27 protein-coding genes and 1 tRNA gene are annotated in these 26,594 nt (G+C 59.6%); 11 read left to right on the forward strand and 17 right to left on the reverse strand.

What is annotated here, in order from left to right:
- Nucleotides 1-216 precede the first annotated feature (216 nt).
- Nucleotides 217-1,917 carry a serine hydrolase domain-containing protein gene (locus AC1VWL_RS02700; RefSeq protein ID WP_482985655.1) on the forward strand — a complete coding sequence of 567 codons (1,701 nt, stop codon included), beginning with the start codon at nt 217-219 and terminating at the stop codon, nt 1,915-1,917.
- Between the two features lie 485 nt (nt 1,918-2,402).
- Here AC1VWL_RS02700 and AC1VWL_RS02705 read toward each other — a convergent pair whose 3' ends face one another.
- A complete protein-coding gene (locus AC1VWL_RS02705) occupies nt 2,403-3,473 on the reverse strand; it encodes an SDR family oxidoreductase (protein WP_482985656.1) in 1,071 nt (356 codons plus the stop codon).
- A gap of 71 nt (nt 3,474-3,544) precedes the next feature.
- Between AC1VWL_RS02705 and AC1VWL_RS02710 the strand changes: the two genes are divergently transcribed.
- A complete protein-coding gene (locus AC1VWL_RS02710) occupies nt 3,545-3,931 on the forward strand; it encodes a MerR family transcriptional regulator (RefSeq protein WP_482985657.1) in 387 nt (128 codons plus the stop codon).
- Here the strand turns inward: AC1VWL_RS02710 and AC1VWL_RS02715 are convergent.
- The 4 genes from AC1VWL_RS02715 to AC1VWL_RS02730 form a co-directional block, all read right to left on the reverse strand.
- On the reverse strand, nt 3,921-4,256 hold the full coding sequence (locus tag AC1VWL_RS02715) for a carboxymuconolactone decarboxylase family protein (protein WP_482985658.1): 336 nt from the start codon (nt 4,254-4,256) through the stop codon (nt 3,921-3,923). The genes AC1VWL_RS02710 and AC1VWL_RS02715 overlap by 11 nt on opposite strands.
- Nucleotides 4,229-5,500, reverse strand: a complete 1,272-nt coding sequence (gene glyA / locus AC1VWL_RS02720) for a serine hydroxymethyltransferase (RefSeq protein ID WP_482985659.1) — start codon at nt 5,498-5,500, stop codon at nt 4,229-4,231. Before glyA ends, AC1VWL_RS02715 begins: the two co-directional genes overlap by 28 nt.
- A gap of 193 nt (nt 5,501-5,693) precedes the next feature.
- The gene (locus AC1VWL_RS02725) at nt 5,694-6,509 is read right to left on the reverse strand and encodes a YggS family pyridoxal phosphate-dependent enzyme (RefSeq protein WP_482985660.1); all 816 of its coding nucleotides are present in this window, start codon (nt 6,507-6,509) and stop codon (nt 5,694-5,696) included.
- The gene (locus tag AC1VWL_RS02730) at nt 6,509-7,744 is read right to left on the reverse strand and encodes a benzoate/H(+) symporter BenE family transporter (RefSeq protein ID WP_482985661.1); all 1,236 of its coding nucleotides are present in this window, start codon (nt 7,742-7,744) and stop codon (nt 6,509-6,511) included. Before AC1VWL_RS02730 ends, AC1VWL_RS02725 begins: the two co-directional genes overlap by 1 nt.
- Nucleotides 7,745-7,848: 104 nt before the next feature.
- Here AC1VWL_RS02730 and pdxR point away from each other — a divergent pair, with 104 nt between their 5' ends.
- The 5 genes from pdxR to AC1VWL_RS02755 all read left to right on the forward strand — a co-directional run bounded on the left by pdxR (nt 7,849) and on the right by AC1VWL_RS02755 (nt 12,967).
- Complete coding sequence (pdxR, locus tag AC1VWL_RS02735) at nt 7,849-9,345, forward strand: MocR-like pyridoxine biosynthesis transcription factor PdxR (RefSeq protein WP_482985662.1); 1,497 nt, start codon at nt 7,849-7,851, stop codon at nt 9,343-9,345.
- A 545-nt stretch (nt 9,346-9,890) separates the two neighbouring features.
- A complete protein-coding gene (locus AC1VWL_RS02740) occupies nt 9,891-10,754 on the forward strand; it encodes a hypothetical protein (RefSeq protein ID WP_482985663.1) in 864 nt (287 codons plus the stop codon).
- A 73-nt stretch (nt 10,755-10,827) separates the two neighbouring features.
- Nucleotides 10,828-11,202, forward strand: a complete 375-nt coding sequence (locus AC1VWL_RS02745; RefSeq protein ID WP_482985664.1) for a helix-turn-helix transcriptional regulator — start codon at nt 10,828-10,830, stop codon at nt 11,200-11,202.
- Nucleotides 11,203-11,213: 11 nt separating this feature from the next.
- Nucleotides 11,214-11,504: a hypothetical protein gene (locus AC1VWL_RS02750; RefSeq protein WP_482985665.1), complete on the forward strand. Its 291-nt coding sequence runs from the start codon at nt 11,214-11,216 to the stop codon at nt 11,502-11,504.
- Entirely contained in the window at nt 11,504-12,967 is a 1,464-nt protein-coding gene (locus AC1VWL_RS02755) for a YfjI family protein (RefSeq protein ID WP_482985666.1), read from the forward strand. Before AC1VWL_RS02750 ends, AC1VWL_RS02755 begins: the two co-directional genes overlap by 1 nt.
- A 177-nt stretch (nt 12,968-13,144) precedes the next feature.
- On the opposite strand, the gene AC1VWL_RS02760 is transcribed toward AC1VWL_RS02755, so the two are convergent.
- The 5 genes from AC1VWL_RS02760 to AC1VWL_RS02780 form a co-directional block, all read right to left on the reverse strand.
- Nucleotides 13,145-13,882, reverse strand: coding sequence for a MobA/MobL family protein (locus tag AC1VWL_RS02760; RefSeq protein ID WP_482985686.1), 738 nt, complete (start codon nt 13,880-13,882; stop codon nt 13,145-13,147).
- Between the two features lie 242 nt (nt 13,883-14,124).
- Nucleotides 14,125-14,748: a hypothetical protein gene (locus AC1VWL_RS02765; RefSeq protein WP_482985667.1), complete on the reverse strand. Its 624-nt coding sequence runs from the start codon at nt 14,746-14,748 to the stop codon at nt 14,125-14,127.
- Nucleotides 14,749-14,838: 90 nt separating this feature from the next.
- Nucleotides 14,839-15,792 (reverse strand): toxin-antitoxin system YwqK family antitoxin, encoded by a 954-nt coding sequence (locus tag AC1VWL_RS02770; protein WP_482985668.1) that lies wholly within the window; start codon nt 15,790-15,792, stop codon nt 14,839-14,841.
- Nucleotides 15,793-16,165: 373 nt separating this feature from the next.
- Nucleotides 16,166-16,381 (reverse strand): hypothetical protein, encoded by a 216-nt coding sequence (locus AC1VWL_RS02775; protein WP_062168854.1) that lies wholly within the window; start codon nt 16,379-16,381, stop codon nt 16,166-16,168.
- A 22-nt stretch (nt 16,382-16,403) separates the two neighbouring features.
- Nucleotides 16,404-17,102 (reverse strand): J domain-containing protein, encoded by a 699-nt coding sequence (locus AC1VWL_RS02780; protein WP_482985669.1) that lies wholly within the window; start codon nt 17,100-17,102, stop codon nt 16,404-16,406.
- A 134-nt stretch (nt 17,103-17,236) separates the two neighbouring features.
- Here AC1VWL_RS02780 and AC1VWL_RS02785 point away from each other — a divergent pair, with 134 nt between their 5' ends.
- On the forward strand, nt 17,237-17,611 hold the full coding sequence (locus AC1VWL_RS02785; protein WP_312917247.1) for a helix-turn-helix domain-containing protein: 375 nt from the start codon (nt 17,237-17,239) through the stop codon (nt 17,609-17,611).
- Between the two features lie 247 nt (nt 17,612-17,858).
- Here the strand turns inward: AC1VWL_RS02785 and AC1VWL_RS02790 are convergent, their stop codons facing one another.
- On the reverse strand, nt 17,859-18,353 hold the full coding sequence (locus AC1VWL_RS02790; protein ID WP_482985670.1) for a JAB domain-containing protein: 495 nt from the start codon (nt 18,351-18,353) through the stop codon (nt 17,859-17,861).
- Nucleotides 18,350-19,309 (reverse strand): DUF932 domain-containing protein, encoded by a 960-nt coding sequence (locus tag AC1VWL_RS02795; RefSeq protein WP_482985671.1) that lies wholly within the window; start codon nt 19,307-19,309, stop codon nt 18,350-18,352. Before AC1VWL_RS02795 ends, AC1VWL_RS02790 begins: the two co-directional genes overlap by 4 nt.
- 538 nt (nt 19,310-19,847) lie before the next feature.
- On the opposite strand from AC1VWL_RS02795, the gene AC1VWL_RS02800 reads away from it, so the two are divergent.
- Complete coding sequence (locus tag AC1VWL_RS02800; RefSeq protein WP_482985672.1) at nt 19,848-20,627, forward strand: hypothetical protein; 780 nt, start codon at nt 19,848-19,850, stop codon at nt 20,625-20,627.
- Nucleotides 20,628-20,893: 266 nt separating this feature from the next.
- Complete coding sequence (locus tag AC1VWL_RS02805; protein WP_482985673.1) at nt 20,894-21,553, forward strand: hypothetical protein; 660 nt, start codon at nt 20,894-20,896, stop codon at nt 21,551-21,553.
- 523 nt (nt 21,554-22,076) lie between these two features.
- On the opposite strand, the gene AC1VWL_RS02810 is transcribed toward AC1VWL_RS02805, so the two are convergent.
- The 5 genes from AC1VWL_RS02810 to birA all read right to left on the reverse strand — a co-directional run bounded on the left by AC1VWL_RS02810 (nt 22,077) and on the right by birA (nt 26,181).
- Nucleotides 22,077-23,294, reverse strand: coding sequence for a tyrosine-type recombinase/integrase (locus AC1VWL_RS02810; RefSeq protein ID WP_303748442.1), 1,218 nt, complete (start codon nt 23,292-23,294; stop codon nt 22,077-22,079).
- A gap of 172 nt (nt 23,295-23,466) precedes the next feature.
- Nucleotides 23,467-23,542, reverse strand: a tRNA-Thr gene (locus tag AC1VWL_RS02815).
- Nucleotides 23,543-23,647: 105 nt separating this feature from the next.
- Nucleotides 23,648-24,472 carry an SPOR domain-containing protein gene (locus AC1VWL_RS02820; RefSeq protein WP_482985674.1) on the reverse strand — a complete coding sequence of 275 codons (825 nt, stop codon included), beginning with the start codon at nt 24,470-24,472 and terminating at the stop codon, nt 23,648-23,650.
- Between the two features lie 9 nt (nt 24,473-24,481).
- Nucleotides 24,482-25,219, reverse strand: a complete 738-nt coding sequence (locus AC1VWL_RS02825; RefSeq protein WP_482985675.1) for a type III pantothenate kinase — start codon at nt 25,217-25,219, stop codon at nt 24,482-24,484.
- Nucleotides 25,216-26,181, reverse strand: a complete 966-nt coding sequence (gene birA / locus AC1VWL_RS02830; RefSeq protein WP_482985676.1) for a bifunctional biotin--[acetyl-CoA-carboxylase] ligase/biotin operon repressor BirA — start codon at nt 26,179-26,181, stop codon at nt 25,216-25,218. Before birA ends, AC1VWL_RS02825 begins: the two co-directional genes overlap by 4 nt.
- Before the next feature lie 125 nt (nt 26,182-26,306).
- Between birA and AC1VWL_RS02835 the strand changes: the two genes are divergently transcribed.
- Nucleotides 26,307-26,594 (forward strand): hypothetical protein, encoded by a 288-nt coding sequence (locus AC1VWL_RS02835; protein WP_481614669.1) that lies wholly within the window; start codon nt 26,307-26,309, stop codon nt 26,592-26,594.

Consider the following 26,594-nt stretch of genomic DNA (forward strand, 5'->3'; position numbering starts at 1 on the left):
CGGCGGGCAACCTATAGCGCGCCGTAGAGTGCGCCCAGCTGGCCCAGGATCTGCGTGGCCGCCGACAAAGAGGTGATGGCAGCAACCGGCGACGTCATAGGCCCTGCAGCGCGTAGCCTTCTTGGACGATATCTTTGAAGGACAGATTACCGCTGAGGCAGAAATCATCGGCCGCCATCTCTAAGCCCGAATACTACTTAAGCTAGGGACGTCTCAATGAAAGCGAAGAAAATCTCCCTGTTCCTGGCTACATTTTCGTGGGTTCTGCCGCAACTTGCGTGGGGCGCCGAACCGCGGGCGTCTGCCGATATCGCAGAGCTAAGCCATTGGGTGGAGCAACGCCAGAAGGACAGCAACGTGGTCGGCCTGTCAGCCGCGTTAGTCGTAGACGGAAAGGTGGTGTGGAAGCAGGGCTTCGGCTATGCGGATAAGGAAGCTGGCATTGCCATGACCCCCAGCACCCAAGTTGGCATCGGCTCGGTGACCAAGACGTTTACCGCGCTGGCCACCATGCAACTGCAGGAGCAAGGCCTGATCGATATCGACCAGCCTTTGTCCCGCTATTTGCCCGAATTCCGTATCCGAACGCATGGTGAGGACCGCCGCCAGGTCACGCTCAGACGCTTGATCACCCACAGTTCCGGTGTGCCCACCGATGTGTTCCGCGACATGCAGAGCGATCAGGCCCGCTACACGGACGTGGTTACGCTACTCAACCGGACCGGATTGGCGCATGCGCCAGGCACGGTGGGCCTGTACTCCAACGCCGGCTACAACTTGTTGGGGCACGCGCTGGCAAAGGCCAGCGGGGTCGATTACCCGAACTACCTGAAACAACGGATCTTCGCACCGGTGGGCATGAAGAACACCGGATTCGCCGATGACCCGCACACGGATGGACGTAGCAAGGCCTACGGGCCCGACGGCACCGAGGCGGCGGTCTTCGAACTACGCGATATCGCTTCAGGCGGCATCTATTCAACGGCGGAAGATCTAGCCACCTACGCGGTGGCCTTAATGGATACGTATCACGGCGCGCCATCCTCTCTCGTCAAGGAGGCCACAATCCGATCGATGTTCACGCTGCAGACCGACATACCAATCGACACAAACAAGAAGGGGTTGGGCTGGTTTCAGTTTCGCCACGGCAGCCGCTTCGCTGCTTACCACGCCGGCAGCACGTTCTACTCCAATGCGGCGGTGCTATTGATCCCGGAGCTAAACTCCGCCGCGGTCATCCTGGCCAACACCGTGGGTGGTGATGCGGTCTGCGAGCAGTTCGCGTTCCGCTGGCTGGAAATCCATGGCCTCTCCGTGAAGGATATCGTCCCCGACTCCGCACCACTGCCTGCGCCTTCCGATACTCCTCGTTCGCGGCATGTGGGTTACTACGCACAGAAGAACAGCTACGCCAAGGTGGAGGAAACCGAAGCGGGCCTGTCCGTTCGGCGCGACGCGGAAACCTATCCAGCGACCCAGATCTCGCCTGGTGTGTTCGTAGTACAGGCAACCGGCGAAGCTGACGGCGATCTCTACTACTTCCGCGATATTGGTCCGTATCACGTTTTGTTCTGGCGCCGCGGGCAGCGTGAGCGGCAATTGGGCTACCGCATCCCAGATGAAGCGCTCAGCTCCGCGTGGAAGCAACGGCTAGGCCGCTACCGGCCATTCGGATACACGATGCCGGGGTTCGAGAAGATTGCCGAAGCCGAGGTACGTCTGCAGGACGATGGCTTGCCTGTGCTGAAGATCAGTTACAACACCGGCACTTTCACCTATCCATTGGTGCCGGTCACAGCGGACGAGGCACGTACCGGCGGGCTGGGCCCGAGCATGACCGGCGACGCGGTGTCCTTCGGCATGGATACGAGGTACCAGGTAATGACTTATCTGGGGTTGACCTTTCGAAAGGACTGAAAAGTGACCAGTACGCTGTGGGGCTGTTCCTCGCTATAGAAGCGCCGCCCCCCCTTCGGTCTTGCTCCTTGCGTCAGCCATTGACAAGAACTAATGCTGATTCAGTAACTGATGCCGAAGACGACCATCGAGACCATCTACAAGCGTTGTCGGCCAACGCGCCTTGTCGGAGAAATCAGCTCCACGCTTTTCTCATACGCCTGACGATCCTTTACCTGTCCGGCGAACTCGCTACCATTGTCCACCTAGTGAGAGCCGTGACAAGGCCACCCTCGGGCGCTTGATCACAGCCAGCTTCGATGTGCCAACTGGTGCTTTTCGAGACATGCAGAACGATCAGACCCGTTACGTCGATGTCGCAAAGCTCATTAACCGGACCGCGTTGGCGCATTTCCAAGCCACGGTGGGCCTGTATTCGAACGCTGACTCCTTCGCTTTTCCACCGATCAATATGTCCGATTCGAAGGGTCATTCATGGAACAACCCTAGTCTCTAATGGTGTAGTTTGAGTCAACGAATGCTGCAGTGTTACGGAGGGACTGACGCATGTCCGGCTTGCCTATCCCATGCTGTTGGCGGAATCGCTCAACCTCTTCTGTGTCGAAACGCGCAGTTTGTATGAAGTCCAAGGATTCAGAATTCGCATTCAAGTAGCGCGCAACGGGACGAATACTCAGCAGTAGTTTCAACAGCCAAAGAGGAACGTGGTGCTTTGGCGGTTTAGCGCCAAGCGGCTTTGCCACCACTGTCAGAAGTTCTCTCAAGCCAGGGCTTTGACCATCAAGCGCCAGCAGCTCCTTTCCACCCATGCCAGGATCAAACGCGCATGCCGCCGCCAGCTCAACCAGATCGTCCACGGTGACCAGCGGCAGCCAATGATCGGCAGTACCAGGGACAGCCGTCAGCTTGCCTTGTGCAAGATTGCGTATCAATTCGACCAGCGGCTGGCCGTCGAGAATATGCCCTGTGCGACTGTGGCCGCAAACGGTGGCCGGGTGGACAACGGCCATCTCCCCACCCGTAGCTGATATCACTCCCAAGGTTGAGAAATGCGCCTCTAGCTTGCTTCCTTCGTAAGCACCCACACGACGATAGACGGCCAACCAGTTGGTCAGCTCTGGATGGACAATGTCAATTCCAATGCGTTGAAGGTGTTCAACGTTTTTCAGCATGTAACCGCCGAACATTACCAATCGGCTACCTTGCTCTGCGGCCAATAGAGCCACGCGCCTCGAACCTTCAACGTTGACCGCACGGGCTTGCTCCATTGAAAGCCCCCAAGCGAAATTGGCGCCCAGATGGAACACAACCCTGGATTGTCTTACCACCTCCCGGTCCGCATGGCTCAGCCCAACGCTCTCTTGAGCAAGGTCGCCGGCTACGGCAAAGACCTTTGTTGCAACCCCTCCCAATTGGTCGACTTGCTCGCGCAACGCAACCAAGCGCTCCGGGCGACGCATCAGTACCCGAACCGTATGCCCCTTCGAAGTCAGGCATGCCACTAGATGCTGCCCGATGAAGCCGGTCCCTCCCGTAACAAAGCACTCGACGCCCACTTCCTTATTCCTTGGTAGGTGAAAAATCGAGTGTAAACTGTAGACCTAACTCTATAGTCAAGAGCTTCTTCATGAGAATCGGCGAACTCGAGATCCGTAGTGGCGCTAGTCGCCATACCCTGCGCTACTACGAAAAGATCGGCTTGATCTCACCGTCGCGGCGATCCAACAACTACCGTTTCTACACAGCACAAACACTGCAGGACGTGGAGTTCATCCAGCATGCGCAGAGCATGGGCTTTTCGCTTGGTGAAATAGGCGAAATTCTAGGTGCTCGCCGAAGCAAGGCGATCGATTGCGCTGCAGGCGTGGCTATCATCTCCAAGAAGATGGCGGATATTGAAAGCAAAATATCGCGCCTCAAAATGATTCATGAGTATTTGAATAAGGAACGCGCCACCCTCAGTGCCAGTGCGGCCAAGCAGCTTGAACTTCAGCAGCAGCAAACTACCTTTTAGTCTGCAGCCAGATCATCGTCCGAATGCCGCCTGCCCGCAGAACCGCGGCGTGCATCCCGAGACAAAACGCACAGCCTTTGATCTGTGACATGCACAGATAGACTAGCTCGATCAGCGACTTGCCGAACGGACTATTGTCCAGGAGCTGTACGCGAGCGCGGAGATCCGATAGGCCTCTAGCGCTAGGGTCTGGTACGGCAATCGAAGAGACAACATCGACGAGCTGCTGAAAGAATGAGGAAGGACGCTGCAAGGCGTACGGTGCCGCGCAACGTCCCCTTGGTGCTCTGGAGCTGCTCAGCTGTACACCGGATAGCGCCTGCACAGCGCCACCACCTTCGTACGCACTTGGTCACGGGTGCTTGTCAGTACTTCGCCACCAAACTCGAGCGCATCGAGCACATCGCACAGCCACGCCGCCAGTTGCTCGCATTCGGGCACACCGAAGCCGCGTGTTGTCACCGCCGGCGTTCCGATGCGTAGCCCTGAGGTTACGAACGGCGAACGGGGGTCATTGGGTACGGAATTTTTGTTAGTGGTGATGTAAGCATCGGCTAGCGCAGCGTCGGCGTCTTTACCGGTGTACGGCTTGGCAGACAGATCGATCAGCATAAGATGGTTGTCGGTGCCACCCGATACGATCGGGTAACCACGTTGCTGCACCACCGCAGCCATCGCGCGAGCATTGGTCACCACTTGGCGTTGATACGTCTTGAACTCGGGGCGCATCGCCTCCTTGAATGCCACCGCCTTGGCCGCGATGCCATGCATCAACGGCCCGCCCTGGGTGCCGGGGAACACGGCCGAATCGAGCTTTCTGTAGAAATCGCTGCCCTGCCCCTTGGCTAGGATTAGGCCGCCACGCGGGCCGCGTAGCGTCTTGTGGGTCGTGCTGGTCACGACATGGGCATGCGGAAGCGGATCGGGGTATTCGCCCGCAGCCACCAGACCGGCGACATGCGCCATGTCCACCCAGAAGATCGCGCCCACCTCGTCGGCGATCGCGCGCATCCGCTCCCAGTCCTTGTGGCGCGAATATGCCGAGAAGCCGCCGATCAGCATCTTCGGCCGCGTTGCATGCGCAATGCGCGCCATCTCATCGTAGTCGATCAGACCTGTATCGGGGTTGAGCCCGTAAGGCACGATGTTGTAGTGGCGACCGGAGAAGTTGGCCGGATTGCCGTGCGTCAGGTGACCGCCCTGCGCTAGGTTCATGCCCATGACGGTGTCGCCGGGCTGGGCCAGCGCCAGGAACACCGCTGCGTTCGCCTGCGCGCCGGCATGCGGCTGGACATTGGCGTAGTCGCAATTGAACAACGCCTTGACACGTTCGATCGCTAGACGTTCGGCGACATCTACGAAGCCGCAGCCACTGTAGTAGCGTTTGCCGGGGTAACCTTCTGCGTACTTATTGGTGAGCACCGAGTTCTGGACCGCCATCACGAGCGGACTGGCGTAGTTCTCAGACGCAATTAGCTCGACGTGATCTTCCTGCCGGCGCAATTCATCTTGGATGGACTGCGCCAGCTCGGGGTCGAAATCGGAAAGGGCTAGAGTGGCGTCGTACATGGGAATGTCCTATCGGGTGAAGTAATTTTTGGGGGAGGCATGACCACCAGCAGACTGGCCGGGACAAGGCAGTCAACGCAGACACGTTTGCTACCTGCTTCCAAATAGGACACGGTGTAGATTCGCGCGACGACCAGCGGCACCCCCGTGCGCAAGTTCTCGAACGCCAGGTGGCGGATGACCTCAACCGTCTTCATGCGGGCGCCATTTCAGCACCCGCATCTTCGGGCCAGTAGTAGTGGTCGGGCAGCAAGCGCGCACCGAAGATCGCCTGCCCGACGCGCACAACCGTCGCCCCTTCCTCGATCGCGATCTCGAAGTCACCCGACATGCCCATCGACAGTTCGTCGAGTGCAATGCCGGTAGGCATATCCTGTCGCAGCCGGTCGCGCAGCTCGCGTAGCAGGCCGAAGCAGCGGCGCACGCGCTCAGCCTCACTGGAAAACAGCGCCAGGGTCATAAGGCCGCGCACACGCAACGCCGGGTACGCAGGCAGCGCTTGGAGGAAGGCTGGCACGTCATCCGGCGCCAGTCCGTACTTGCTTGCCTCACCCGAAGTATTGACCTGCAAGTAAACATCCAGCGAACGGCCCTCGAGCTGCAGACGTCGCTCCAGCGCCTCGGCGACGCGCAGGCTGTCGAGCGCTTGGAATTCGCTGGCGAACCGCGCCACCTGCTTGGCTTTGTTGGTTTGCAGATGGCCGATGACCGACCACTGCAGATCGCTCAGATCCTGCATCGCCTCCCACTTGCGGTGCGCTTCCTGCACCTTGTTCTCGCCCAGCAGCCTGCAACCCGCGGCATACGCCAGGCGCAGGCTGGCCTCGGGCTTGGTCTTGCTGACGGGCAGCAGGCGCACCGTCGCCGGATCGCGTCCGGCGCGGTGGCAAGCGGCCTCCATGCGCGCATGCACGGCTGCCAAATTGCGCTGGAAATCCTCGACGCTGGTTGCTTCGGGATAGCGGCCGTGCCGGTCGTGACCTGTGGGGGTGAGGTATGTAACCGGCATCAATGGGGCCTCCCATTCAAAGGCATTGCCGTGGCCACCGGCACGGTCTGCGACGATCGACCGTTGAGGATCGCGTACGCCACCAGCCCGATCACCAGACCCCAGAACGCCCCGCCAATGCCCAGCAGCTTTATGTTGGCGGCCGCAGCCAGGAACGTGATCAGAGCGGCTTCGCGGGTCTTGGCGTCGGCCAGCGCGCTGGCCAGGCTCCCCCCGATGGTGCCCAGCAACGCCAGACCAGCGAGCGTAGCGATGAAGGTCGCCGGAAACGCCATGAACAGCGTCGCTAGTGTGACGCCGAACACGCCGACCAGAATGTAGAACACACCGGCGGCCACGCCGGCAACCCAGCGTCTGGAAGGCTGTTCGTGCGCCTCGCGGCCGGTGCAGATCGCCGCGGTAATGGCGGCGATGTTGAACGCGTGCGAGCCGAACGGCGCCATCAGCAACGAGCCCAATCCGGTCAGCGCCACGATGGGGCTGGCGCTGGTCTTGAAACCATCATTGCGCAGTACGAGCATGCCCGGCATGTACTGGCCGGTCAGCGTAATCAGGAACAGCGGCAACGCTACGCTAAACAGGGCATTGAAGGAGAAGGCCGGCACGGTGAACACCGGTGCGGCCAATGCCAGACGCAGCTCAGCGACATCGACCCGATCCTGGAACAACAGGAACGCCAGCCCCAAGACCAGGACACCCACCACCGCATAACGCGGCGACACGCGCTTGAGTACCAGATAGCCGACGATCAACAGGCCCGCCAGCAGTGGATCCAGGCTGACGCCGGCAAAGGCACCGATACCGAATTGCAGCAGGATGCCGGCCAGCAGTCCGGCGGTCACACCAGGCGGAATCAGCCGAATCACGCGCTCGAACCAGCCCGACAAGCCTAATAGCACGAAGGCAGCCGCCGAGATCAGATAGGCGCCCACAGCTTCCGCGTATGGGGTCGTGGTCAGCGCGGTGACCAGAAATGCTGCAGCCGGCGTCGACCAAGCGGTGATGATCGGCTCGCGGGTCGTCCAGCTCAAGACGATGCCGGTGACACCGACTCCTATGGAGACCGCCCACACCCACGAGGCCGTCAGTTCCGGGCTTAGGCCCGCGCTCTTGGCGGCCTGGAACACCAGGATAAAGGTGCCGCCATAGTTGACGATGACAGAGATGAGCCCGGCGATAACCGGGTGAGGGAGGTCCTTCCAGTGAAGGGACGCAGATGTGGGGGCATCGGCCATGTGTAACGGGCTTCTCCTGCAGCGGCAGTGGACTTGCGGTGCCCATTTATAGGCGGACAATGGCCCGATTTCCCCCGCCACTTTCACCCTATAGAGCAGACCATTTGTTCAAACATGCCCAACTTGAATCGGTGAAGGCCGCGATCGGCGACCCTGCGCAAAGCGCCTTGCCGCTGCATCTCCGGGTGCAACGCGCGATACGCCAGCTCATCCTCGATGGCATGCTCGATGTCGGCCGGCCCCTGCCCGCGTCGCGTGCGCTGGCGAAATCGCTGGGCGTCTCACGTGACACCATCGAGACCGCCTACGGCCAGTTGCATGCCGAGGGCTTCATTGAACGCCTCGTGGGCAGCGGCAGCTTCGTTTCCGAACACACGCAACGCCGGCCCGGACGCAGTAAGGCACGGCATACCCCGCCCGTCCGTACGGCGCCGCGCCTGAGCCAGCGCGGCAGCGCACTCGTCCAGCGCGGCGGCGTGCGCGACTTCCTCGCGCCGCGCGCATTCGCTCCCGGTGTGCCGGAGACGCGCAGCTTTCCCCTGCAGATCTGGAAACGGCTGGAACGGCAGGTCCTGAAGGAGTACGGCACCCGGGCATTGCTGCACAGCCCCGCGCAGGGCATGGCGCCACTGCGACAGGCCATTGCTGACTACGTCAACCTGGAACGCGGCGCGCGTGCCACACCCGATCGCGTGTTGATACTGACCAGCTCCCAGCAGGCACTGACGCTGTGCGCGACTCTGTTGCTCGATGCAGGAGAGCGGATTTTCATCGAGGACCCCGGCTACCACGGTGCACGCAAAGCTTTCGAAGCTGCTGGGTTGCATTGCGTGCCTGTTCCGGTCGACGCGCATGGACTGCAAGTCGACCGCCTGCTTGAGGCCAGCCTGCAGCCCGGCGGCGCTGCACGCGCTGTGTTCCTAACACCCTCGCACCAGTTCCCTACCGGCGCAACGCTGCCGCTGGACCGGCGCCTGGCCATCATCGAGTGGGCCAGGGCGCACGACAGCTGGATTATTGAGGACGACTACGACAGCGAGTTTCATTACGCAGGCAAACCGACTGCCTGCGTACAAGGGCTCGATCCATACGAGCGCACCATCTACATCGGCACCTTCACCAAATCACTGTTCCCCGGTCTTCGCATCGGCTACATGGTGCTTCCACCTCCATTGATCGCGCCAATGACCGCCGCACGCACCCTGCTTGATGGCCACAGCGCCCCCATCCCCCAACTCACGCTCGCGCGCTTCATCGAAGGCGGCCACTTCGGAGCCCATGTGCGTAGCATGCGCGCGGTGTATGCAGAACGAAGGGACGTGCTCGCAGAGCTGGTCCGACAACACCTGTCCGAATTCATGGAGCCCCGCGTGCCGGCAGGCGGCATGCAGATGCCCTGCGTCTTCGTCGGCGACCTGCCCGAAGCCGACGCCGTGGACGCCGCACATGGCGCCGGCATCGATCTGCTCGGCCTAACCACGTTATCCGCATCGGACGCCCCTACGTCGGGCTTTCTGATGGGCTTCGCTGCCCACGCCCCTCCCGAACTCGAAGAGGGAGTCAAGACGCTGGCGAAAGTGATACGCGGGCTGCGTCGTTGAGTCCTAGAGGGACTTCAATCGAGTGCACTTTCCATTCTTTCCCTGAGCCCCTACTGCTGTCTTCGTTCTGTCGGGCGCCTTCAAACTAAAGCGATTTAGAATTTCGTCTGCACCAAAAATTTGCACACGCTCGCTTCCGGCTTTCGCAAACTTTCCGGCGTGCTCAATTTGAAGTCAGTACAGCGAAATTTCGGGGCACAACAAGGGGACGCAAAAGCCGCCGATGGCTAGAGCAAGAACCAGCGCAACGTCAATCCCCCAAAATGATGAACTTTAAAAATCGGCTTTCTCGCTACATTAGATTCTGAGTCAGCGAGAAGCTCGCATTAACGTGTCAACTGCAATTAACAATGCAAAGCAGCAATTCATTCAAGGAAGAGTCTATGCCTATCGAAAATCTAGTGAGCACCCTTTCCCCCAAGACTTCGGTCGCTTGGCGAATGTACCCCTCGGACCAACCCCTGGTTCCAACATCACCGAGGCCATGCAACCGTCATCCAACTGGAACCTATGACAGCGGCGAAAGACTGCCCACGACCGCCCTGTTGTTCGAGCGCTTACTCGCCAGAATCCGAAGCGCGCATGAGAACAGAAAATTCGATCCTTGCCCTTTCTCAGAGCTATGGGAAAGAGCATGCAAGCATCTAACGAAGCACGGCAACGCTACCGACTATGCAAACTGGAAGGTCCGGAAGATCCTCAAGAACTCTAAAGCGTTCGCCGACCTCGATAACCAGATCGCTGAGGCATGGGCGGGCGTTCAGCTCTCCCGTATCGAAGGAGAAGGGGCATACTACAGACAAGTCGCGTACTCGAAGTTGCAGCACCTTCAACTACAGCGCGACACGCTCAAGCCCAAAGCCACCATCGATGTGGACGATGCGCTTGAGATTGCCATCGCCTTCTGGATTGAAGCAAGGAATGCCTACAACGCTTCGGATGAAGCTCGGGCACTACACGCGCTTCTAGAGGGAAACTTCTACCTCGGTACGACTTACTCGCCAATCACCGAGGCAGAAGCACAGCGGGCAAGAGGCAAAAAGGGAATAGACACTGCTCCTAGAGATGCAATCGTCGCCATAGCAGTGGAAGTAGTCAATTCCTACAAAGTCTCCAGAAATATCAGTATTGCCGATGAGTTATGCGCCGTCATCGCGGATCTGATCGCGCTCGATCCTAAGTACTCCGAAGCAGTTGCTGCTTACAAGAGCTGGAACAATAAAGGCAGCGCCGCCGCTACATCCGTGAGCGAACGCATGCACAACATGCTCATGGCGCTGACAAAGAAGAAGCAAGGCATTCGAGAGAGTTCCGGGTTCAGGAAGGCATTCAAAGAGCTACATGAGCGGACCAAAACATACGGCCTATCAGATAGTAAGAATCAAGTAAAGAACCCCGCCGGCGGGTAAATTCTCGAAATTGGCACTAAAGGTCATTCTCCCTGCACCCCGCAAAACACCGCGGTCAACCAAGGAGAAACCCGTGTTGCACAACGCTACAACTGCTACTAGCAGCTGCCCCGCCGCTTCCCGTACTAAGGAAGCCAACCTCGCCGCAGCCAGCGCCAACACGCTGCCTATCAGCAGCGAAACCATCGAACGTCTGGAGGCCATCCTCCAGACGTTCCAACGCAGCCCTGTGCTGGACCAGGCAATCCGCCTGCCCGAGGTGCTGTCGATCGTCGGCCTGTCCAAGAGCACCTGGTATGCCCGCCTCAATGCGCGCCTGCCGGCGTACGACGCCCGCGCTCCGAAGCCTTTCAAGCTCGGCGCCTCCGACCGTTCGCCTACCGCGTGGTGGCGCTCGGAAGTGATGGCTTATGTCTTGGCCTGCGCTGCCGCGCAGCCGGCACGGTAAGGGGAAGACAGATGAATTCCGACAACATTACCGTCATGCATGCCGACGACCGCCTGCTGGACCAGGCCAGCCGCTGCACGGATGCACTCAAGGCGCTGCAGCCCAAGCAGCAGCATCAGAAAGCCCAGCTGTTTGCATTGCTGTACCCAACCATCGTGGAGCTGCTGAACAAGCAGGTGAGCCAGAAGGCAATCTTGGAGGTGCTGGAGACCCAGGGCCTGAAGCTGCACCCCGCCCGTTTCAAGGAACTCATGGCAGCGCAGGCCGCCACCCATACCTCCAGCACCGACAAGGCACTCTAATGAACAAGCGCATCCCCACCTTCGCGTTCCCGGTGAACGAGTTTTACAAGCCGGTTGCACTGGCCATTGAGGAAACCATGGAGACCATCCAGGCGCCGGATTCCCTGGTTGCCACATCGTTCCTGACTGGCATGTCGATCGCATGCCAGTCCGACGTCGATGTCATGCTGCCTTATGGGGCAACAACGCCCTGTGCGCTTTATCTGGCGACTGTCGCGGAATCCGGCGAGCGCAAGACGGCCACGGACAAGCTGGTTATGAAGCCGATCTACGACTATGAATTGTCTTACGCCAATGTGTACAAGGCCGCGATGGAGCAGTACGAAGTCGATCACGGCTTCTGGGAGATCGAGAGCAAGGCGATCAATCGCTTGATTACGAGCACCATCGCAAAGGATGGTGACACCACCGAGTTGCGCCAGCGCTTTGCCGTGCACAAGGCAGCCGAACCCGTGAAGCCTGAATGCACTCGCATCATTGTGCAGGACGCCACCGAGCGGGGCTTGATCAATGCGGTGCAGGGCGATGGCAAGTCCATCGCCATGCTTAGCGATGAGGGAGCAACGCTCCTGAAGAGCGGCGCGTTCCGCAACTCTGCAACCCTGAACAAGTTGTGGGATGCTCCTTCGCTGCTCATGCTGGACCGCGCTGACGAGGTAGTCCAGGTCACGGATCCGCGCTTGACGCTCAGCTTCATGATCCAGGAGGATCTGTTTCAGGATTTTCTGAAGATGAAGAACAGTACGGCACGGGCATCCGGGTTTCTTGCTCGCTTCGTGTTCTGCCATCCCGAGTCAACCCAGGGTTACCGTGCTGCCAAGGAGCTGACCGACGAGGAGCCGGCGCACGGCGCTAACGTGCTGGCCTTCCACAAGCGCATGACCGCGCTCTTAGAAGCTCGCGACCACCGCCATGCCGATGGCAACTACAGCAAGAAGGTGCTGCGCTTCTCGACCGATGCCAAGGCACTGTGGAAGGAGGTCTACGACATCATCGAACCGCAGCTCGCAGAGGGCCGCGCCTACCACAGCATCCGTGATGCGGCCTCCAAGACCATGGAGATCGCCAGCCGTATCGCCGGCATCTTCCACCACTTTGAGGGTATCGAAGGTGAGGTTATCGAGCGTGCGACGCTGCAGCGTGCCATCAACGTCACACGCTTCTATCACGATGAGTTCCTCGATAAGTTCGGCGACCACAACGACCTTCCAGAAGACGAGAAGGACGCCCGGGCCTTGATAGGGTGCATGCGCAGGAAGTACTGGACCCGCGGTCGCACCTGGGTCTACCGCAATGACGTTCGCAAGGACGGCCCTGTTCGCCATCAGGCACGCTTTGTTGCCGCACTGGACCTACTGGAGGAGGAGGATGTCATCCGCGTAGTACCTGAACGCCGTTACGGACGTGGCAAGCTCGTCATTGAGCTCAACCCCGCCTTCTTTGATCGTCCCGGGGCGCTTTGACCCCAGCCGTCCCGCACAAGAAAGGCCGCTCCGAGAGGAGCGGCCTTTCTCTGTCCTGGTGACTACCAGAAGGAAGCGGCCCCGGCCTTTTCAGACCGGAAGCACATGCACACGATGCGACAATGCCCCAGTTGGGGCAAAGTCGCACGGTTTTCTGGGCTCCCTGCCCCACCATCCTTAAAGCACCCTTTGCCCCCGCATGGCTTGGCGGGCATCCACGTAGGCCGACCGCTCGTTCTCCGACATGCCCCGGATACGGAACGCCCCCAGATGACGCTCCGCCCTGCGTCCAACACCCTGTTCCTTCAATGTCCGGTGATCAACACGCTCCGTGATGCCATTGCGCTGCAAGTGTTCGTTAATGATGCTCGCAACCATTTGGCGAATTTCAATCAAGCTTTCACTTACCTGCACGCTCGTTCTGCCGCACGCATCCTTCCTGCATCCGCCTGTTTCAGGCCTATAGGAGTTGTACCTCCGGAACATCTGCCGGGCGGATCGTTGGAACCCATCCGGCATGCGATCTGACACCATCAGATGCAGGTGCATATTCATTCCTCCTTCGAGGGACGCCTCGGGTACATGCACCGCGTACTCGTAGGTCTTCGTTCCCGCCAGGAAGTGAATGAGATCCTGCACCAGCTCTCTCGACCGGATGCCGACGAGCTCGTTTGGAAGCGCAACGATGAACTCCCTGTACGCGACACCATTCATGCGCTCGTGTGCATCCGCTGCGGCCCAGAACGCTCGAGCACTTCCCTCAGCCCAAGAAGGTAGGTTCCCGAACCCAACGTCGATCAAGTCCTCCCGTGACCGATACCTTCCTTCGCGACAGATATAGGCGCTATGCCCTACGGCTCTGCCCTTGGCGCCAGTCTTTACCTCTAGATGAAATGTTGACACGGTGACCCTCATTGTCTGGAACGAAGAAAGGCCAGTGACGTTTGTCACTTGCCTCTATGGGGTGGCTAGAAAGCTACTTAGCCTGATGAGTTTGGAGAAACGGTAAGTGCGCGCTCTGCATTCCCCCCTCCCTTCCATTGCATCTAGTGCATGTCGTTGGCTGAGGGTTGTGTAAGTACTAGTGGCCGGCTTCTCTCATACCTTATGCACCTAGGAGTAAGAAACTACTCATCACGCTCCGAGCATCAGTTGAATCAGTAGGCTGCACTGATAGGCTTAGCCTCAATCAACTTCCCGTTTTGAAGAACGTAGCTCACATTCTTCTCCACTGAAGGACAGCAGATGGCATCCTCAGGTCCCTGTACCAGGGTCTTGATCGCAACCGTTCCTTCTTTGACCGTGAAACCCTGAACGCCCTCACCGTACCCAGACACCGGCAGTGAGTCGGCATATGCCAGTGCGCCAGCCTCTCTTACAAAGACAGCCAGATGCGTTGCGTAGGCGTTACCACCATTGGTCGCCTCCAGTACGAACAACACGGCCTTATCGCTGACACCGTCGCCATTGAGGTCACCTTCAGCGAACTTCCTCGCTTCAACGTTCTCATCCGCCTGATCGAAGATGAAAGCCTGCCGAGCCAGTGCTTCATTGATAATGCTCTCATCCGACGCAGCTACTGAGGGCTCTGCTGCGATATGAGGCTCTGCCAGCGCTGGTGCGCAGCTGATCGCCTCCGCCTGTGCAGCCGTCAAACCTGCCGGCACTTCGCATCCGGCTAGGTTGATGTCACCGGCCTGGGTGAGAGCCGCTTCCTTCTTGCAACCTACAAGCGCCAGTACAGCCAACATGGCTCCCACCAACATACCTACCTTCTTCATACCCTCTCCTGGAGTCGTTTTGGAAAAAACTAACCACGCGCATGGAGCGGGCGTGCTTGTGCACGCCCGCTATCTTCCTTCACTACCGCATCAGTTCCTCTTGTCTGATCCGTCACAGACCCAACAGTCCGGATCCAGACCGCGAGCGATCTTGTCAGCCCGAATGCTCTCCTGCTCCGCCTGATACCTCGCCTCGCGCTGGGCCGGCGTCAGCAGCCGCACCGCGTTGTAGCGTTTCTCCGCCTCTGTAAGCAGAACTTCCTGCTTGGGCGTCAGAGCGAAATCATCACTTCCCGAGATCGAGCGATGGAGCGCCCACATTTCCGGCTCCGTCAGGTATTCCGTGCCGTCTTGCAGATAGTGGGTCTGCGAGACTAGCTTTCCGCCTTCGTACAGGCCTCGCTCTGAGATTGCTCCGTTCTCTTCCCAGTAGGCCTCCCACAGCCCTACAGGCACGCTACCTTTGAAGTTGGCCTTTACCTTGACCTGGCCGTTGAGGTAGTAGCTGACCGCCTCTCCTTCCAGACCGCTGTTCACAGCCGTAGCCTGGTAAGAGAGCTGTCCCGGCTTTTCGGCGAAGTAGATCTTGATGGGCCCTTCCACGCGACCGTTCTGCATCGTCAGGATGACGCCAGGACTGCCCGTCTTCGTATGGAATACTGTCTCCCCATCCAGACCACCGTCGGTCCGCTTGCCTTCGTAGGCGACCACCTGTGACTGCGGATAGCGGCAAATGTACTGGCCACCTACCAATCCTTCTTCCACCTCCACATCGCAGACATAGTTCAAGTTGCCCAGCAATGCGGTCATGCTGGTGGTCTGATTGGTGTTCAGGTTCTGAAGGATGGTCCTCAGAGAGCCCAAGAGCGGTTCGAGCTGCTTGTGCGGTACACCGGTCACCCGTCCGTCGAAGGGTTCATTGGAGCCGGATTCATAGATCTTGCCGTTACTCAGTTCTGCATTGCGCCAGTCCAGGACTGGCTTGCTGCAGCCACCAAGAAGAAGCGCAGCCAGCATGGCTGCAACGTAGTTGATACTTTTCATGGAATTCCTTGTATCGATGGTTGAACGGCCAACGTTCGGCCGCCAGGGTTAACCAGCGTCCTTGTCGGCACGCTATTTCTTGAACATGGCGCCAGGATGCGTCAGCGGTTTCGACACTGACCCGCTGCTACAAAGAGCCGATCGGAAAGATCAGGTGGCGGGGTGCTCTGCTTCTCGATAGCCAGCAACCCCTGTTCCCCGTAGTGTTCCTGCAACTTGTCAAAGGCACATTTACAGCTGGATTTCGGTGCTCCACCGGCCACACAGTTATCGACGAATTGACCACGCAACTTGTCCAGCTCGCTGCTGCAGGCACTGAGTGCCAGCACGACGATCACCATTGGGAGAAGTGCTCGTTTCCGAAGAGTCATGTCTATCGCCTCTTCACCAGGACAAGCAGGGCGAAGATCACCACGATCCAGACCACACCGCCGATCAGCTTTCCGAATGACGGGAAGACCACTACGGGCCAGACCAGGCCCTGCCCGAGGTTGTAGAAGAACCCCTTGTAGGCATAGCGCCCCCAGATATCGAAACATATGGCCGCGATCAGCACGGTCACGCCGTATAGGCCTATCAGGTACTTCATGTCATTCCCCTGTTGGTTGAGATCAGTTGGTTTCTTGCAAGTAGTGGCTGACGGCTCTGAACAGTCGTCGCAGGTCATCCGGGTTGGGAATGCTCAAGCTGATGAAGGGCTCGCCATGGATCCGGATGTGCGCACCGTGGGCGGTAATCTCCGTCAGACAACCCAGTAACCGGATCTCAGCCTGCTCGAACTTGGCCTTGCACCGAATCTGGGTTTCGGTGATCAGCACGCCCTCCCTGGCACCACCGAACACGGTGTCGTCGATGAGCACGACAACGTCTTGGGCACGCAGCCTCTCCCCGTAGCTGTCCAGCGCCCCTTGCAGCTTTTTCCTTGGGATGTTAGGAGCCACGAACACACGCTCGAAGGGCTCGTTACTGAACTCGAGCCCTTCCAGTGCTTCTCGGAGTGAGCGAAGCGGCGGAGGCTCTGGAGCCCTGGCCCGCTCCGTCCAGGGACCTGGATTAGGTGGCTTCGCCGCCGCTTGGGTACGGTCGAAGCGCTCGCGTTGGTCCGGATCTTTGAGGACCGCATAGGCCTTGTTAATGGCCTGCATCTTGGCGGTCGCCCATGCCACGGACGCCTCGTCCCCCGCGGCGTAGCGGTCAGGGTGGTACTGGCTCCGCCGGCCCTTGTAGGCCAGTTCTATTTCCCAGAGCGGTGCCTCGGGGCGTACCCCGAGGACTTCATAGTGGTTTTCTCCGGACATCAGTTTCTCCATAAGTGACTGCATGCCATTGGCTTTAGCAGCCGCTTCCCGCTTGACTCCTTAGGCCTCTATCTGTGAAATAGAGTCTGCCACACTGATAGAGGCTTCGTCATGATGGGTGCCCATCCGATCGCATTGATTTCAGCGTGTCCGAGGCCCTCCGCTCTCTATTTGCCGCACGACTTGTGCAGGCCCGCCAAATGCGCGGGCTGAGCCAGCGCGCCTTGGGAGATCGCATGGGACTAGGAAAGGAAAAGGGTTCTTCCCGAATCAATCGCTACGAACACCAAGTCACGGCTGTTGGCTTCGATAGCCTAGATACCTTGGCCCAGGTGCTTGAGGTTCCACCTGCATATTTGCTGGCTGACAACCAGGAAATGGCGCAAACGATCTTGTTGTTTTCCAACATCGCTCCGGAGAAGCAAGCCTCTGCTGTTCAACTTTTGCAACTACTACAGCAGCATCCTGACTTGATCGAAAAGCTACACGCGCTTGCACCCGGCTTGGTCACCAAGCCGTAAGCGCGAGTTACTAGTCCCGTTGCTCCCATCGGAGCGCTTCGACTAGATACGCTCCAGCTCGCAATCTAAGCCCGGTGGCGGCCTCTCTAGCCCGCGCCTTCATGCGCCAGTTTCCGTCGGTAGCTGAGCGCTCTACCTCCCGGGCCTGCCGGTCTAAATCAGCCGCTTTGGCACGAGCCATTGCCGCCCTGGTCGATGACCAGGCCGTCTCCGTTTCCTTCATGCTGTTCTCCTAGGTATCCGGGCCTTAGATCTGCCCGAGTTGAGCCATCGAGGTCCCTTGGCTTGCAGACACCACAAGGTGGTCGATGACCCTCACCTCCACCATCGCCAATACTTCCTTCAACCGCTTGGTGATGGCTCGATCCGCTGCTGACGGCTCGCAATGTCCGCTGGGGTGGTTGTGAGCTAGCAGGACCGCTGCCGCATTCAGTGCCAAGGCACGTTGGACGACTATCCGCGGATGGATCTCAGCCCCGTCTATGGAGCCTGAGAACAGCCTTTCTACGGCGATCAGGCGGTTGCGGGCATCGAGGAACGCCACCTCAAAGTGCTCGCGGATTTCACTGCCGAGACGGAGACGGAAGAACCTTCCGGCAACCTCCGGATCTCCCAACAGAAGGCCACTGACCATTGCTCTGCTCTCAAGAATCTCCAATGCTTGGGAGAGGACGGAGCTGTCACGTTCGTTCAAACTTCCAGGCAGCTCTTTCAGGCGTTGCTTCTGCGGCGATGTGCTCATGCGCCTTCCCCTAACAGTTCCTTCCACGCCTTCTGTTTTAGCAAGGCACCTGGGCCGAACCAGGCTGCATCCAAGCGGTTCTCCGTACTCTGCGCCCGGCGATGGTGGTCCACGAACTCGGTGATACTGTTGAGGAGACCGAAGGCGGTGCCCTTGCTGGTCTTCAAGCTAGCTCCTCTCCCCTGCCCGTCGTACAGCGCCCGCACCTTGGCTACAGCCTGCTCATTCACGACTGCCGCCTTCCCATTCTGACCAGCAGGATACGTGAGCAAATTGCGCAGCACCCCATCGACTGCGTCAGGGTTCACAGGTGTCTCACAGAGGATCCGCATCCGCTCCACAAAGGCATGCCAGCCCTCAACAGCAATACCCAACTGGCTTTTGACTCTGTCCGCATCGAAGGCACTGCGATGCGGGACCTTGATGGCTCCGGTTCGATCCCCGACAGCGATCTGCAGGGTGTTGTTGCAAACCACACGAACTGAGGTGAACTGGGCGGTGGTAGCCAGCGTTCCGTCACAGGCCGTAGCCAGAAGAAGATAGCCGTTGACCTGATCCTGGCCGTTCAAGGCCACACCCTGTCCAGTACGGGCCAATGCCCAGAACTTCCGCCCTCCACGAAGCACCCCTGCCGTCTCCAGCTCAAAGCCGCTGTACCGCGTCAGGTCGCGGTAGAACTCAAGGATCTCCCGCGGCTGGACTACTTGATAGCGCTTGGACACCACGGCCAGCGGTCGCTTGGTGTCAGAACGATAAAGCACCTTCTGCCCGGGGAATGCCCGAACGGGATACTGATCTTCAGCCTCGGCGGCGAATCGCACCACGGCCTCCTCCAAGGACCAGTTCATGCCGGCGCGCTCGCGCCATACTTCGATGGACTGGCCTGGGGCCAACTGGCTTCCGATACCATGCCAAGGAACTTGGCCGGCATAAGCCATGGTTTCAACGTGATGCATCTCGATCTCCTTTGATGGACGGCATAACGCACAAGGCCCGGACAGTGCCGGGCCTTGTGGGTCTATCTGGATTGTTGGTTTAGTCGTAGGAATCGCGGCCGAACTGGTCGGGACGGGTGAATGAACATCGGGCTACGGCCGACAAGATGGCCGCAGCCACAACAAAGACGCAATAGAGGAACTCAGATTTATCTTTCATGCCTAGTACTCGAAGCGATACGCCGATGCGCGGCGCAAACGCAAAGCAGGAGGATCCTGCTTCAACGTAGTACTAAGGGTCTGAAATTCTTTCAGATAGGGGTCTGCCTCATCACCGGGACATTCGATCCGTGTCTGGAGGACTAACGAACGGCGGCTTTCGGCCAGAAGCAGACTCTCGGGGGAAGCCCAAGCAATGGTATGGCATCATCATGCCGACCGAGCTGAAGCGGACGAGCTGATCGAGATTGGCCGCGCCGGTGTACTGGACTAAGCACGCTCACGCGATTCGATCACCTAAATTAGTGTCGATAAGTTCTGCTACGAGGTAGGTTCCTGGATGAAATCGTTATTGCAGTGCGTTGAGTGCACCAAGTCAGGCGGCGTCCAACCGTACCTGTTCGTAGGCGACTACTACGATGGACACACGGTCGAGGCCACATGCCCGCATGGCCACGAAGCATTCTCCATCGTCCAGAACCCAAAGTTCGAAACGCTGCTGACCGCTGCTGCAGACGCACTGATCCATGATCAGACGCTTCAAGCTGTCGCATGCCTGGCTGCGTCGCGCGAGCGACTTTTCGAGCTTGCGATCCGTGTCTTCGCCCGGTCCAGCCGTGTTGATCCGGGCAACTTCGAGGCTTCGTGGAAGGAGGTGGCCTCGCAGTCTGAGCGGCAATTCGGCGCTTTCTTGTTTCTCTATCTTGCTGCGACCGGAAAGCCGTACGAGTTCGACAAGAAACTGGCTGCTGCTCGGAACGGGGCGCTCCACAAAGGCGAGATTCCCACGACAGCCGAAGCATTCGATTACGCAGGTAAGGTCTACCAGGAGATCTCGAACCTGGCGAACTACCTGCGGACTGATCACAAAGAGTCGCTGCGTGCCGTGCTCCACGAAGAGAACATGCGCAAAGCCGGCCGAGCTCCTAAGGGTGTTCCAGTAGGCACCATTGCGTTCTACAACATCTACGGAATCGAGGCAGAAGAGAACAGGGCAAATTTCAAGGAAGCGTTCGATCAGTACAGGGACTGGCTGCCAGCACTACTGGAAATTTCGGAATCGACACAGAAGGCTTTTGGTGCACATATGACAAGGAGTCATCCGCCGCACTCCGAATAGACTCCCGCCTCCATGGTTCGCTGAGGCGGGATCCGCTTCGAACCGATTCCGATCCATGTGAGGTCGCATGATTGGGACGTTAATTGAGCACTTCGGACTGCCTCTGTTCGGAGGCAATTTTTTGCGTCAAGGCATGCTACAGATACCATTTCGCAACAGGCATACTTGATTCACCTCAGTAACCTTCTCACTCGCACATGTCGAGCTTTCTAAATCCTAATGTTCTGCGGCTCTTCTTCGGCCCCCATTTCGACGTGGATGTCGCCATGGACGCGGTCATGCGGTACCAAGGTGTGAATGTCCTCAAGGGCGAACTTCGTGATTCAGCGACCACAGGTGTCCCGCACACGGGTATCCGGCTTGTCGGCCATCACGACGTGGACACCGGGTCTTCGATTTTCACTTTGATGCTGGAGCCCGGCCAGATGAGCGGGGTCAGTTTTTTCGCTGAAAGCAAACATCGCTTGTTCGGAGGCAGCACACTGGTGTACGTGCCCCTGCTTTACTGCTCGACGGAGTACACACCTACCGGTGATCACATCGTCTATCGGCATACTTACAAACGGCCGCTTTTCACTCAAGAAGAGCTTGATAGAATTCAAGAAAGTGGAACTGCAGAAGAGCAATTAAAGGCGTTTGTTTTCACCAAAAGCCGTATCGGCTACGAGACGATCAAAGGCATGAGCTATGTCGGCCGATCCCGGCGCTCGTGGCAGCAGAGATACATGGAGCACGTTGAAGATGCTCTGGAAAAGAACTCGAACCGCCGTTTTCACGAGGCTATGCGGGCGATGCAGGGCCAGAACGTGATATGTGTGCACGACATCTCGGCTTATGGGATCCCTGAGGCCTCAGCCAATATAATCGAAAGGCAACTGATCAAGACTTCCACGTTGTATCCGATGGGACTAAATATGCGGATCTAGATTCGTGAGGATTCATCCGCAACGTCATCTTTCTGGTGGTAGGAAATCGACCACTAGCGCAATGTCCGCTTCCGGCCACAAGGCCCTGGATGACGTGGCTGCGCATGCGCCCGTTCGAGAGGATCTTTACGTGGTTGGGCTTCGTCCGGCTCGTGTCAGGTCGGCGATCACGGGAGGAGCCCTTCTGGATATTGCCCATCCGAACCAGATCGTAACGGCTACTGGCAAGGAAGGTCGTTGGCTCAAAGTCCGGTACAGAAACCACCTAGAGGATCGAGAGGTAGAAGGGTGGGTGCTCAAGCACTACCTGATCCGACAGGCCGCAGCTGAGAGCAAGAATTAAGTTCGATTCTAAGTACGAATACGGGGTCAGCCATGAAAAGCTATGAGAGGAACGTATAGCCGGACTGAGCGACCAGAGACGGAACGCTTCCAGATGGGAGTCTCGAGCCTCCGCAATGGGTCAATAGCGCCCTGCGCGACAGCAGCCGCGCAGGGCAATCTAAGACATAAAAGCGGAGAGTCAGCCCACCAACTTTAGGTGCGGCTGACCTTTCCCCTTCAGCTTATCCAAGTAGTCTGCCCACGCTTGCATCATCTTCCTGCGCTCAGGCAAGTGCTCCGCTCGATTGTAGGCAGCCTTGATGGGATTTCTTTCAGAGTGAGCAAGCTGTCTTTCGATCGCATCTGATGTCCATCCCATCTCATGAAGCAAAGTGGACGCCATGCTTCGGAAGCCATGCCCGGTCATATCGTCAGTCCCGTAGCCCAGGCGACGAAGAGCTGCATTGACGGTGTTCTCGCTCATTGGATCCCTTGAACTCCGAACGGACGGAAACACGTAGCGTCCATTCCCCGTGACCGGTCGCAGTTCCTCAAGTACTGCAACTGCCTGCTTGGAAAGCGGGACAACGTGAGCTACCCCCATCTTCATTTTCGCTCCAGGGATGTTCCATTGCTTCGCAGCAAGATCGAATTCCTCCCATTCCGCCTTACGCAGCTCCCCCGGACGAGTGAAGACCAGGGGAGCAAAGCGGAGCGCACACTGCGTGACGAGCTGCCCCGTGTACCCATCAATTGCCCGCATCAGCTCACCAACCTTCGCCGGATCGGTGATTGACGCGTAGTGCCTATTCTTCGCCGTCTTCAAAGCACCACGAAGAGCACTGGTCGGGTCACGATCCAACCTTCCGGTGGCCACGGCGTAGCGAAAGACCTGCCCACAGATCTGGCGAAGACGTTGCGTGGACTCGATCTTTTCCTGAGCTTCTAATCTGCGCAGCACCGCCAATACCTCAGCAGTGCCAATCTCGTTGATCTGCCTCTTGCCCAACCAAGGAAAGGCATAGGTCTCAAGCATCCATGCTGCTTTCTCTCGCGTTGACTGCGCCAAGTCCCCCCGGGACTCTAGCCATTCCATGGCTATCGCCTGGAAACGGGTATCCACTGACAGCTTGGACGTGAGCTTGCTCAATTGTTTGTGCTCGGAGGGATCACGTCCCGCACGAAGCTTCGCCCTAGCCTCATCCCGGGCTTCTCCAGCTTCCTTCAACGAAACCTCGGGGTACACCCCAATCGCCAGTAGTTTCTCCTTGCCATCCCAGCGGTACTTCATCCGCCAGTATCTAGCCCCGTTGGGCATCACGTGCAGGTAGAGGCCTGCCCCTGCCGCCAGCTTGTAGGGCTTGTCCTTTGCCTTCGCGTTGCGCGCGGCCATATCTGTCAATTGCTTAGCACCCATTGGGGGTACATCCTCCTTGCTGAACTCCATTTTCCGAAATGTACCCCCACTTGTACCCCCAACGTCGCTGGATGTACGTGGACAAGCTCGGACCAAAGCGCACAAAAAAGCCCGCATTTTTGCGGGCTTAGTATGAATTCTGGACTTGCCTGGACGCCATAGGATCAGGCGATGGTGCCGCTTATCCGAATCGAACGGATGACCTACTGTTTACAAGACAGTTGCTCTACCAACTGAGCTAAAGCGGCAAGGCGTGTTACGTGCTGCGGTCGCGCGATGGTAGCGCTGCAGCCTGGGGAAAGCCCGGTCGACACCGGTGCTTCCCGATCCCCGCCGTGGCGGGGCGCGCCATTCTACCGCAGACGCGCGCAATCCAACGACTGTTGTTGGGGGGCAGCTGCACGCTGCTTCAAGCTGGCCGGGGTGGCGGCACCGGCGGTGGCGGTGTCCACCCACCAGCTGGGCGCGATTTCGGTACCGCTGGTGGCCAGTTTGGCCGGGAAGCCAGCAGCGATCAGGCTGGCCAGGCGGCGCTCGGCGCCTTCGCGGTTGCGGTACTGACCCAGGGCGACGGCATTGGCTTCCTCGCCCTGGGCGACAACGAAGTAATCGCTGAAACCGGCCTCAACGATGCGCTTGGCGGTGGCCTGGGCTTCCTCGCGTGAGGCCGCCGGGGCGATCAGCACCCGGTAGCTGCTGGCTGCCTTGCCGGGCACCTCGCGCAGACGCGGGCGGGCGGCATCAGCGCCCAGCGCGGTCAACGCCGCCTGCGCCTGCGCCTGCGTGGCATACGGACCAAGGCTGGCACATTGCACGACGGTTGCCGGCCTGGCCTCGGCGGGCTTGATCTCGGCCGGCTTGGCCTGATCGGGCTTGGTCTCGAGCACTGCGGTGGCGGCTGGCGGCAGCGCAGTCGGCTTGGCCTCCGTAGCGGCAACCGCCGCAGGCGCCGCGTTGAGCGGTGCAGCATCCACTGCCGCTGCAACCGGGGTTTCAGCAGCAGCCGGGGCTGCTGGACCGACATTCCCGGGCGCCGGCGAAGGAAGCACTTCCAGACTGGCGACGCCAGGCTCGGCAGGCGGCACGGCAGCGACCGGCTCAGCGCGCGGCACCATCCACCACAGCGCGACACCAACATTGAGGATGGCCAGCAGGACGATAAGGAGACGGGTCAGCATGCGGTGATCCTACCGGGCACACGCGCCGTGGTGAACTGCCCAACGCGCCAGACCATCCAGCACCAGCGCCGGTCGGTAGTCGGCCCCGGGCAGCAACGGCAACAACGGCGATGCGCCGCCACCATGTACTACCAGCACCGGCTCGCTGCCGAGCAGCTGCTGTGCCTGGCGCAGGCTGCGTTCGACCAGCGCCACTGCGGCACCATCACAGCCGGAAGCCAACGCATCAGCCGTGTCATTGGCGAACTCGGTGTAGTCGCCGCCGCTGGCGGGCAACTGCACGGCGCGCGCATGCAGGGCTTCGCGCATCACCGTTGGCGAAGCGCCGATGCGGCCGCCGCGATGCAGGCCATCCGCATCGATCAGGTCGATGGTAAGCGCGGTGCCGACGCCGACCACCAGCACCGAATTCTGCGCTGGTGCGACCGCCAGCAAGCCGAGGAAACGGTCCACGCCGAATTTCTCCGGGCGTGCATAGGCCACGGTTACGCCCGCACACTGCGGCAGGGTCTTGGCCACCTGCACCGTGGTGAAGCGCGCCTGCAGGATCTGCATGACTTCTTCCGTCAGCGCTGCCGAGGCAACGCTGGCTACCCAGGCGGTATCGCCTTGCGGCAGTGCTTCCAGCGCGCTGGCGGTCATCGCCTCGGCACCATGTGCCCAGGCCTGCACGCTGCCAGCGCGATTGCCTTGCAATGGCGCGAACTTGAAACGCGAGTTACCCAGGTCAAACAACCAATCGCTCATGCCGCCCTCACGCTGACTTCGCCGGCATGGAAACAGGTTTCCCGCCCATCAATATTCACCCGCAATGCGCCGTCCTCGGCCAGCCCGCAGGCCACGCCATCGTGCAGCACGCCGGCTTCTTCCACTCGCACTGCGCGGCCCTGCAACACGTCCATGCCCGCATAGCGCGGCAGGAACGGGGCCAGGCCGTCCTGCTCGAATTGTTCCAGCGCGGGCAGCAGGGACGCCAGCAAAGCCGCGACCACGGCATTACGCGACACCTCACGGCCGGCCAACGTATCCAGATCGGTCCACGGTTGAGTGATGTCGGCGGCGCTGGCCTGCGGCATGCGCACGTTCAAACCCAGCCCGATCACCGCTCGTGCCGGGCCGGCAAATTCGCCGCCGCCCTCCACCAGCAGGCCGCCGAGCTTGTGCCCGTCCACGACCACGTCGTTGGGCCACTTCAAGCCGGCGTTGCGGAAGCCCAGCCCGTGCAGGGCTTCGACCACGGCCACGCCAACCGCCAGGCTCAGCCCGCCCATCCGCGACAGGCCGCCACCAAAGCCGCGCGACAGTGACAGATAGACATGTGCAGCCAGCGGCGAGGCCCAATGGCGGCCGCGACGGCCACGACCACCGGTCTGCCGTTCGGCCAGCAGCACCGCCGTTCCGCGCTCAGGCGCGCTGCGCTGCAGCAATTCCGTGTTGGTTGAGCTCAATGACCAGGCTATTTCCAGCTCGGCCAGCAATGGCTGCACCGCCGCCGACAGGCCCGCGCGGATCTGTGCCGGGTCCAGCAATTCAACCGGCTGGGCAAGTCGATAACCGTCGCCGGCGCGGCCCTCGATCATCACACCAGCGGCGCGAAGCCCTTGAATACGCTTCCAGACGGCCGCCCGGGTCAGCCCAAGCTCACGCGCCAGCGTATCGCCGGACAACGCTCCGGCCCCCAGCTTGGCCAGCAATTGGCGGTCATCCACAGCAGCTTCCTCACAACAGACCGGGAAATTATGCGGCAAGCTCCGGAGGCCGCCCAGCGCCACTCCCCTTTTCCGGAGAAAAAGCAGGCTAGAATCGGGAATTAGCCCGCCTTTGGATGTTGACGATGCGCCACCTCGCTCATTGCCTGATCCTGTTGCTGGCGCCGGTTGCAGCGCAGGCTTCGGATGCGCTCGGCGGCGCTGGCCAAAGTGCGTGCAGCTACGCGCCAGCCGAAGTGGAGCGGGTAGCCGCCCCGGCTGCCGCCGTTGGCATCGCCAACGCCCCGCCGGCAACGCCGGCCCCGGCCAAAACCGCTACCCCGCGTGCTGCCGGTGGTGGCAGCGACGATGATCTGCTGCCGCGCCTGCGTGCACCGCGCTGGCATCGCCTGCTGCCCGGGATGTTCCGCTGA

This window comes from Stenotrophomonas sp. STEN063 (assembly GCF_056854515.1).

Coding starts and splice junctions, on each gene's coding strand:
- AC1VWL_RS02700 (WP_482985655.1), top strand. CDS start 217: ATGAAAGCGAAGAAAATCTCCCTGTTCCTGGCTACATTTTCGTGGGTT.
- AC1VWL_RS02710 (WP_482985657.1), top strand. CDS start 3,545: ATGAGAATCGGCGAACTCGAGATCCGTAGTGGCGCTAGTCGCCATACC.
- glyA (WP_482985659.1), bottom strand. CDS start 5,500: ATGTACGACGCCACTCTAGCCCTTTCCGATTTCGACCCCGAGCTGGCG.
- AC1VWL_RS02725 (WP_482985660.1), bottom strand. CDS start 6,509: ATGCCGGTTACATACCTCACCCCCACAGGTCACGACCGGCACGGCCGC.
- AC1VWL_RS02730 (WP_482985661.1), bottom strand. CDS start 7,744: ATGGCCGATGCCCCCACATCTGCGTCCCTTCACTGGAAGGACCTCCCT.
- AC1VWL_RS02750 (WP_482985665.1), top strand. CDS start 11,214: ATGAATTCCGACAACATTACCGTCATGCATGCCGACGACCGCCTGCTG.
- AC1VWL_RS02755 (WP_482985666.1), top strand. CDS start 11,504: ATGAACAAGCGCATCCCCACCTTCGCGTTCCCGGTGAACGAGTTTTAC.
- AC1VWL_RS02760 (WP_482985686.1), bottom strand. CDS start 13,882: ATGAGGGTCACCGTGTCAACATTTCATCTAGAGGTAAAGACTGGCGCC.
- AC1VWL_RS02765 (WP_482985667.1), bottom strand. CDS start 14,748: ATGAAGAAGGTAGGTATGTTGGTGGGAGCCATGTTGGCTGTACTGGCG.
- AC1VWL_RS02770 (WP_482985668.1), bottom strand. CDS start 15,792: ATGAAAAGTATCAACTACGTTGCAGCCATGCTGGCTGCGCTTCTTCTT.
- AC1VWL_RS02775 (WP_062168854.1), bottom strand. CDS start 16,381: ATGAAGTACCTGATAGGCCTATACGGCGTGACCGTGCTGATCGCGGCC.
- AC1VWL_RS02780 (WP_482985669.1), bottom strand. CDS start 17,102: ATGGAGAAACTGATGTCCGGAGAAAACCACTATGAAGTCCTCGGGGTA.
- AC1VWL_RS02790 (WP_482985670.1), bottom strand. CDS start 18,353: ATGAGCACATCGCCGCAGAAGCAACGCCTGAAAGAGCTGCCTGGAAGT.
- AC1VWL_RS02795 (WP_482985671.1), bottom strand. CDS start 19,309: ATGCATCACGTTGAAACCATGGCTTATGCCGGCCAAGTTCCTTGGCAT.
- AC1VWL_RS02800 (WP_482985672.1), top strand. CDS start 19,848: ATGAAATCGTTATTGCAGTGCGTTGAGTGCACCAAGTCAGGCGGCGTC.
- AC1VWL_RS02805 (WP_482985673.1), top strand. CDS start 20,894: ATGGACGCGGTCATGCGGTACCAAGGTGTGAATGTCCTCAAGGGCGAA.
- AC1VWL_RS02810 (WP_303748442.1), bottom strand. CDS start 23,294: ATGGGTGCTAAGCAATTGACAGATATGGCCGCGCGCAACGCGAAGGCA.
- AC1VWL_RS02820 (WP_482985674.1), bottom strand. CDS start 24,472: ATGCTGACCCGTCTCCTTATCGTCCTGCTGGCCATCCTCAATGTTGGT.
- AC1VWL_RS02825 (WP_482985675.1), bottom strand. CDS start 25,219: ATGAGCGATTGGTTGTTTGACCTGGGTAACTCGCGTTTCAAGTTCGCG.
- AC1VWL_RS02835 (WP_481614669.1), top strand. CDS start 26,307: ATGCGCCACCTCGCTCATTGCCTGATCCTGTTGCTGGCGCCGGTTGCA.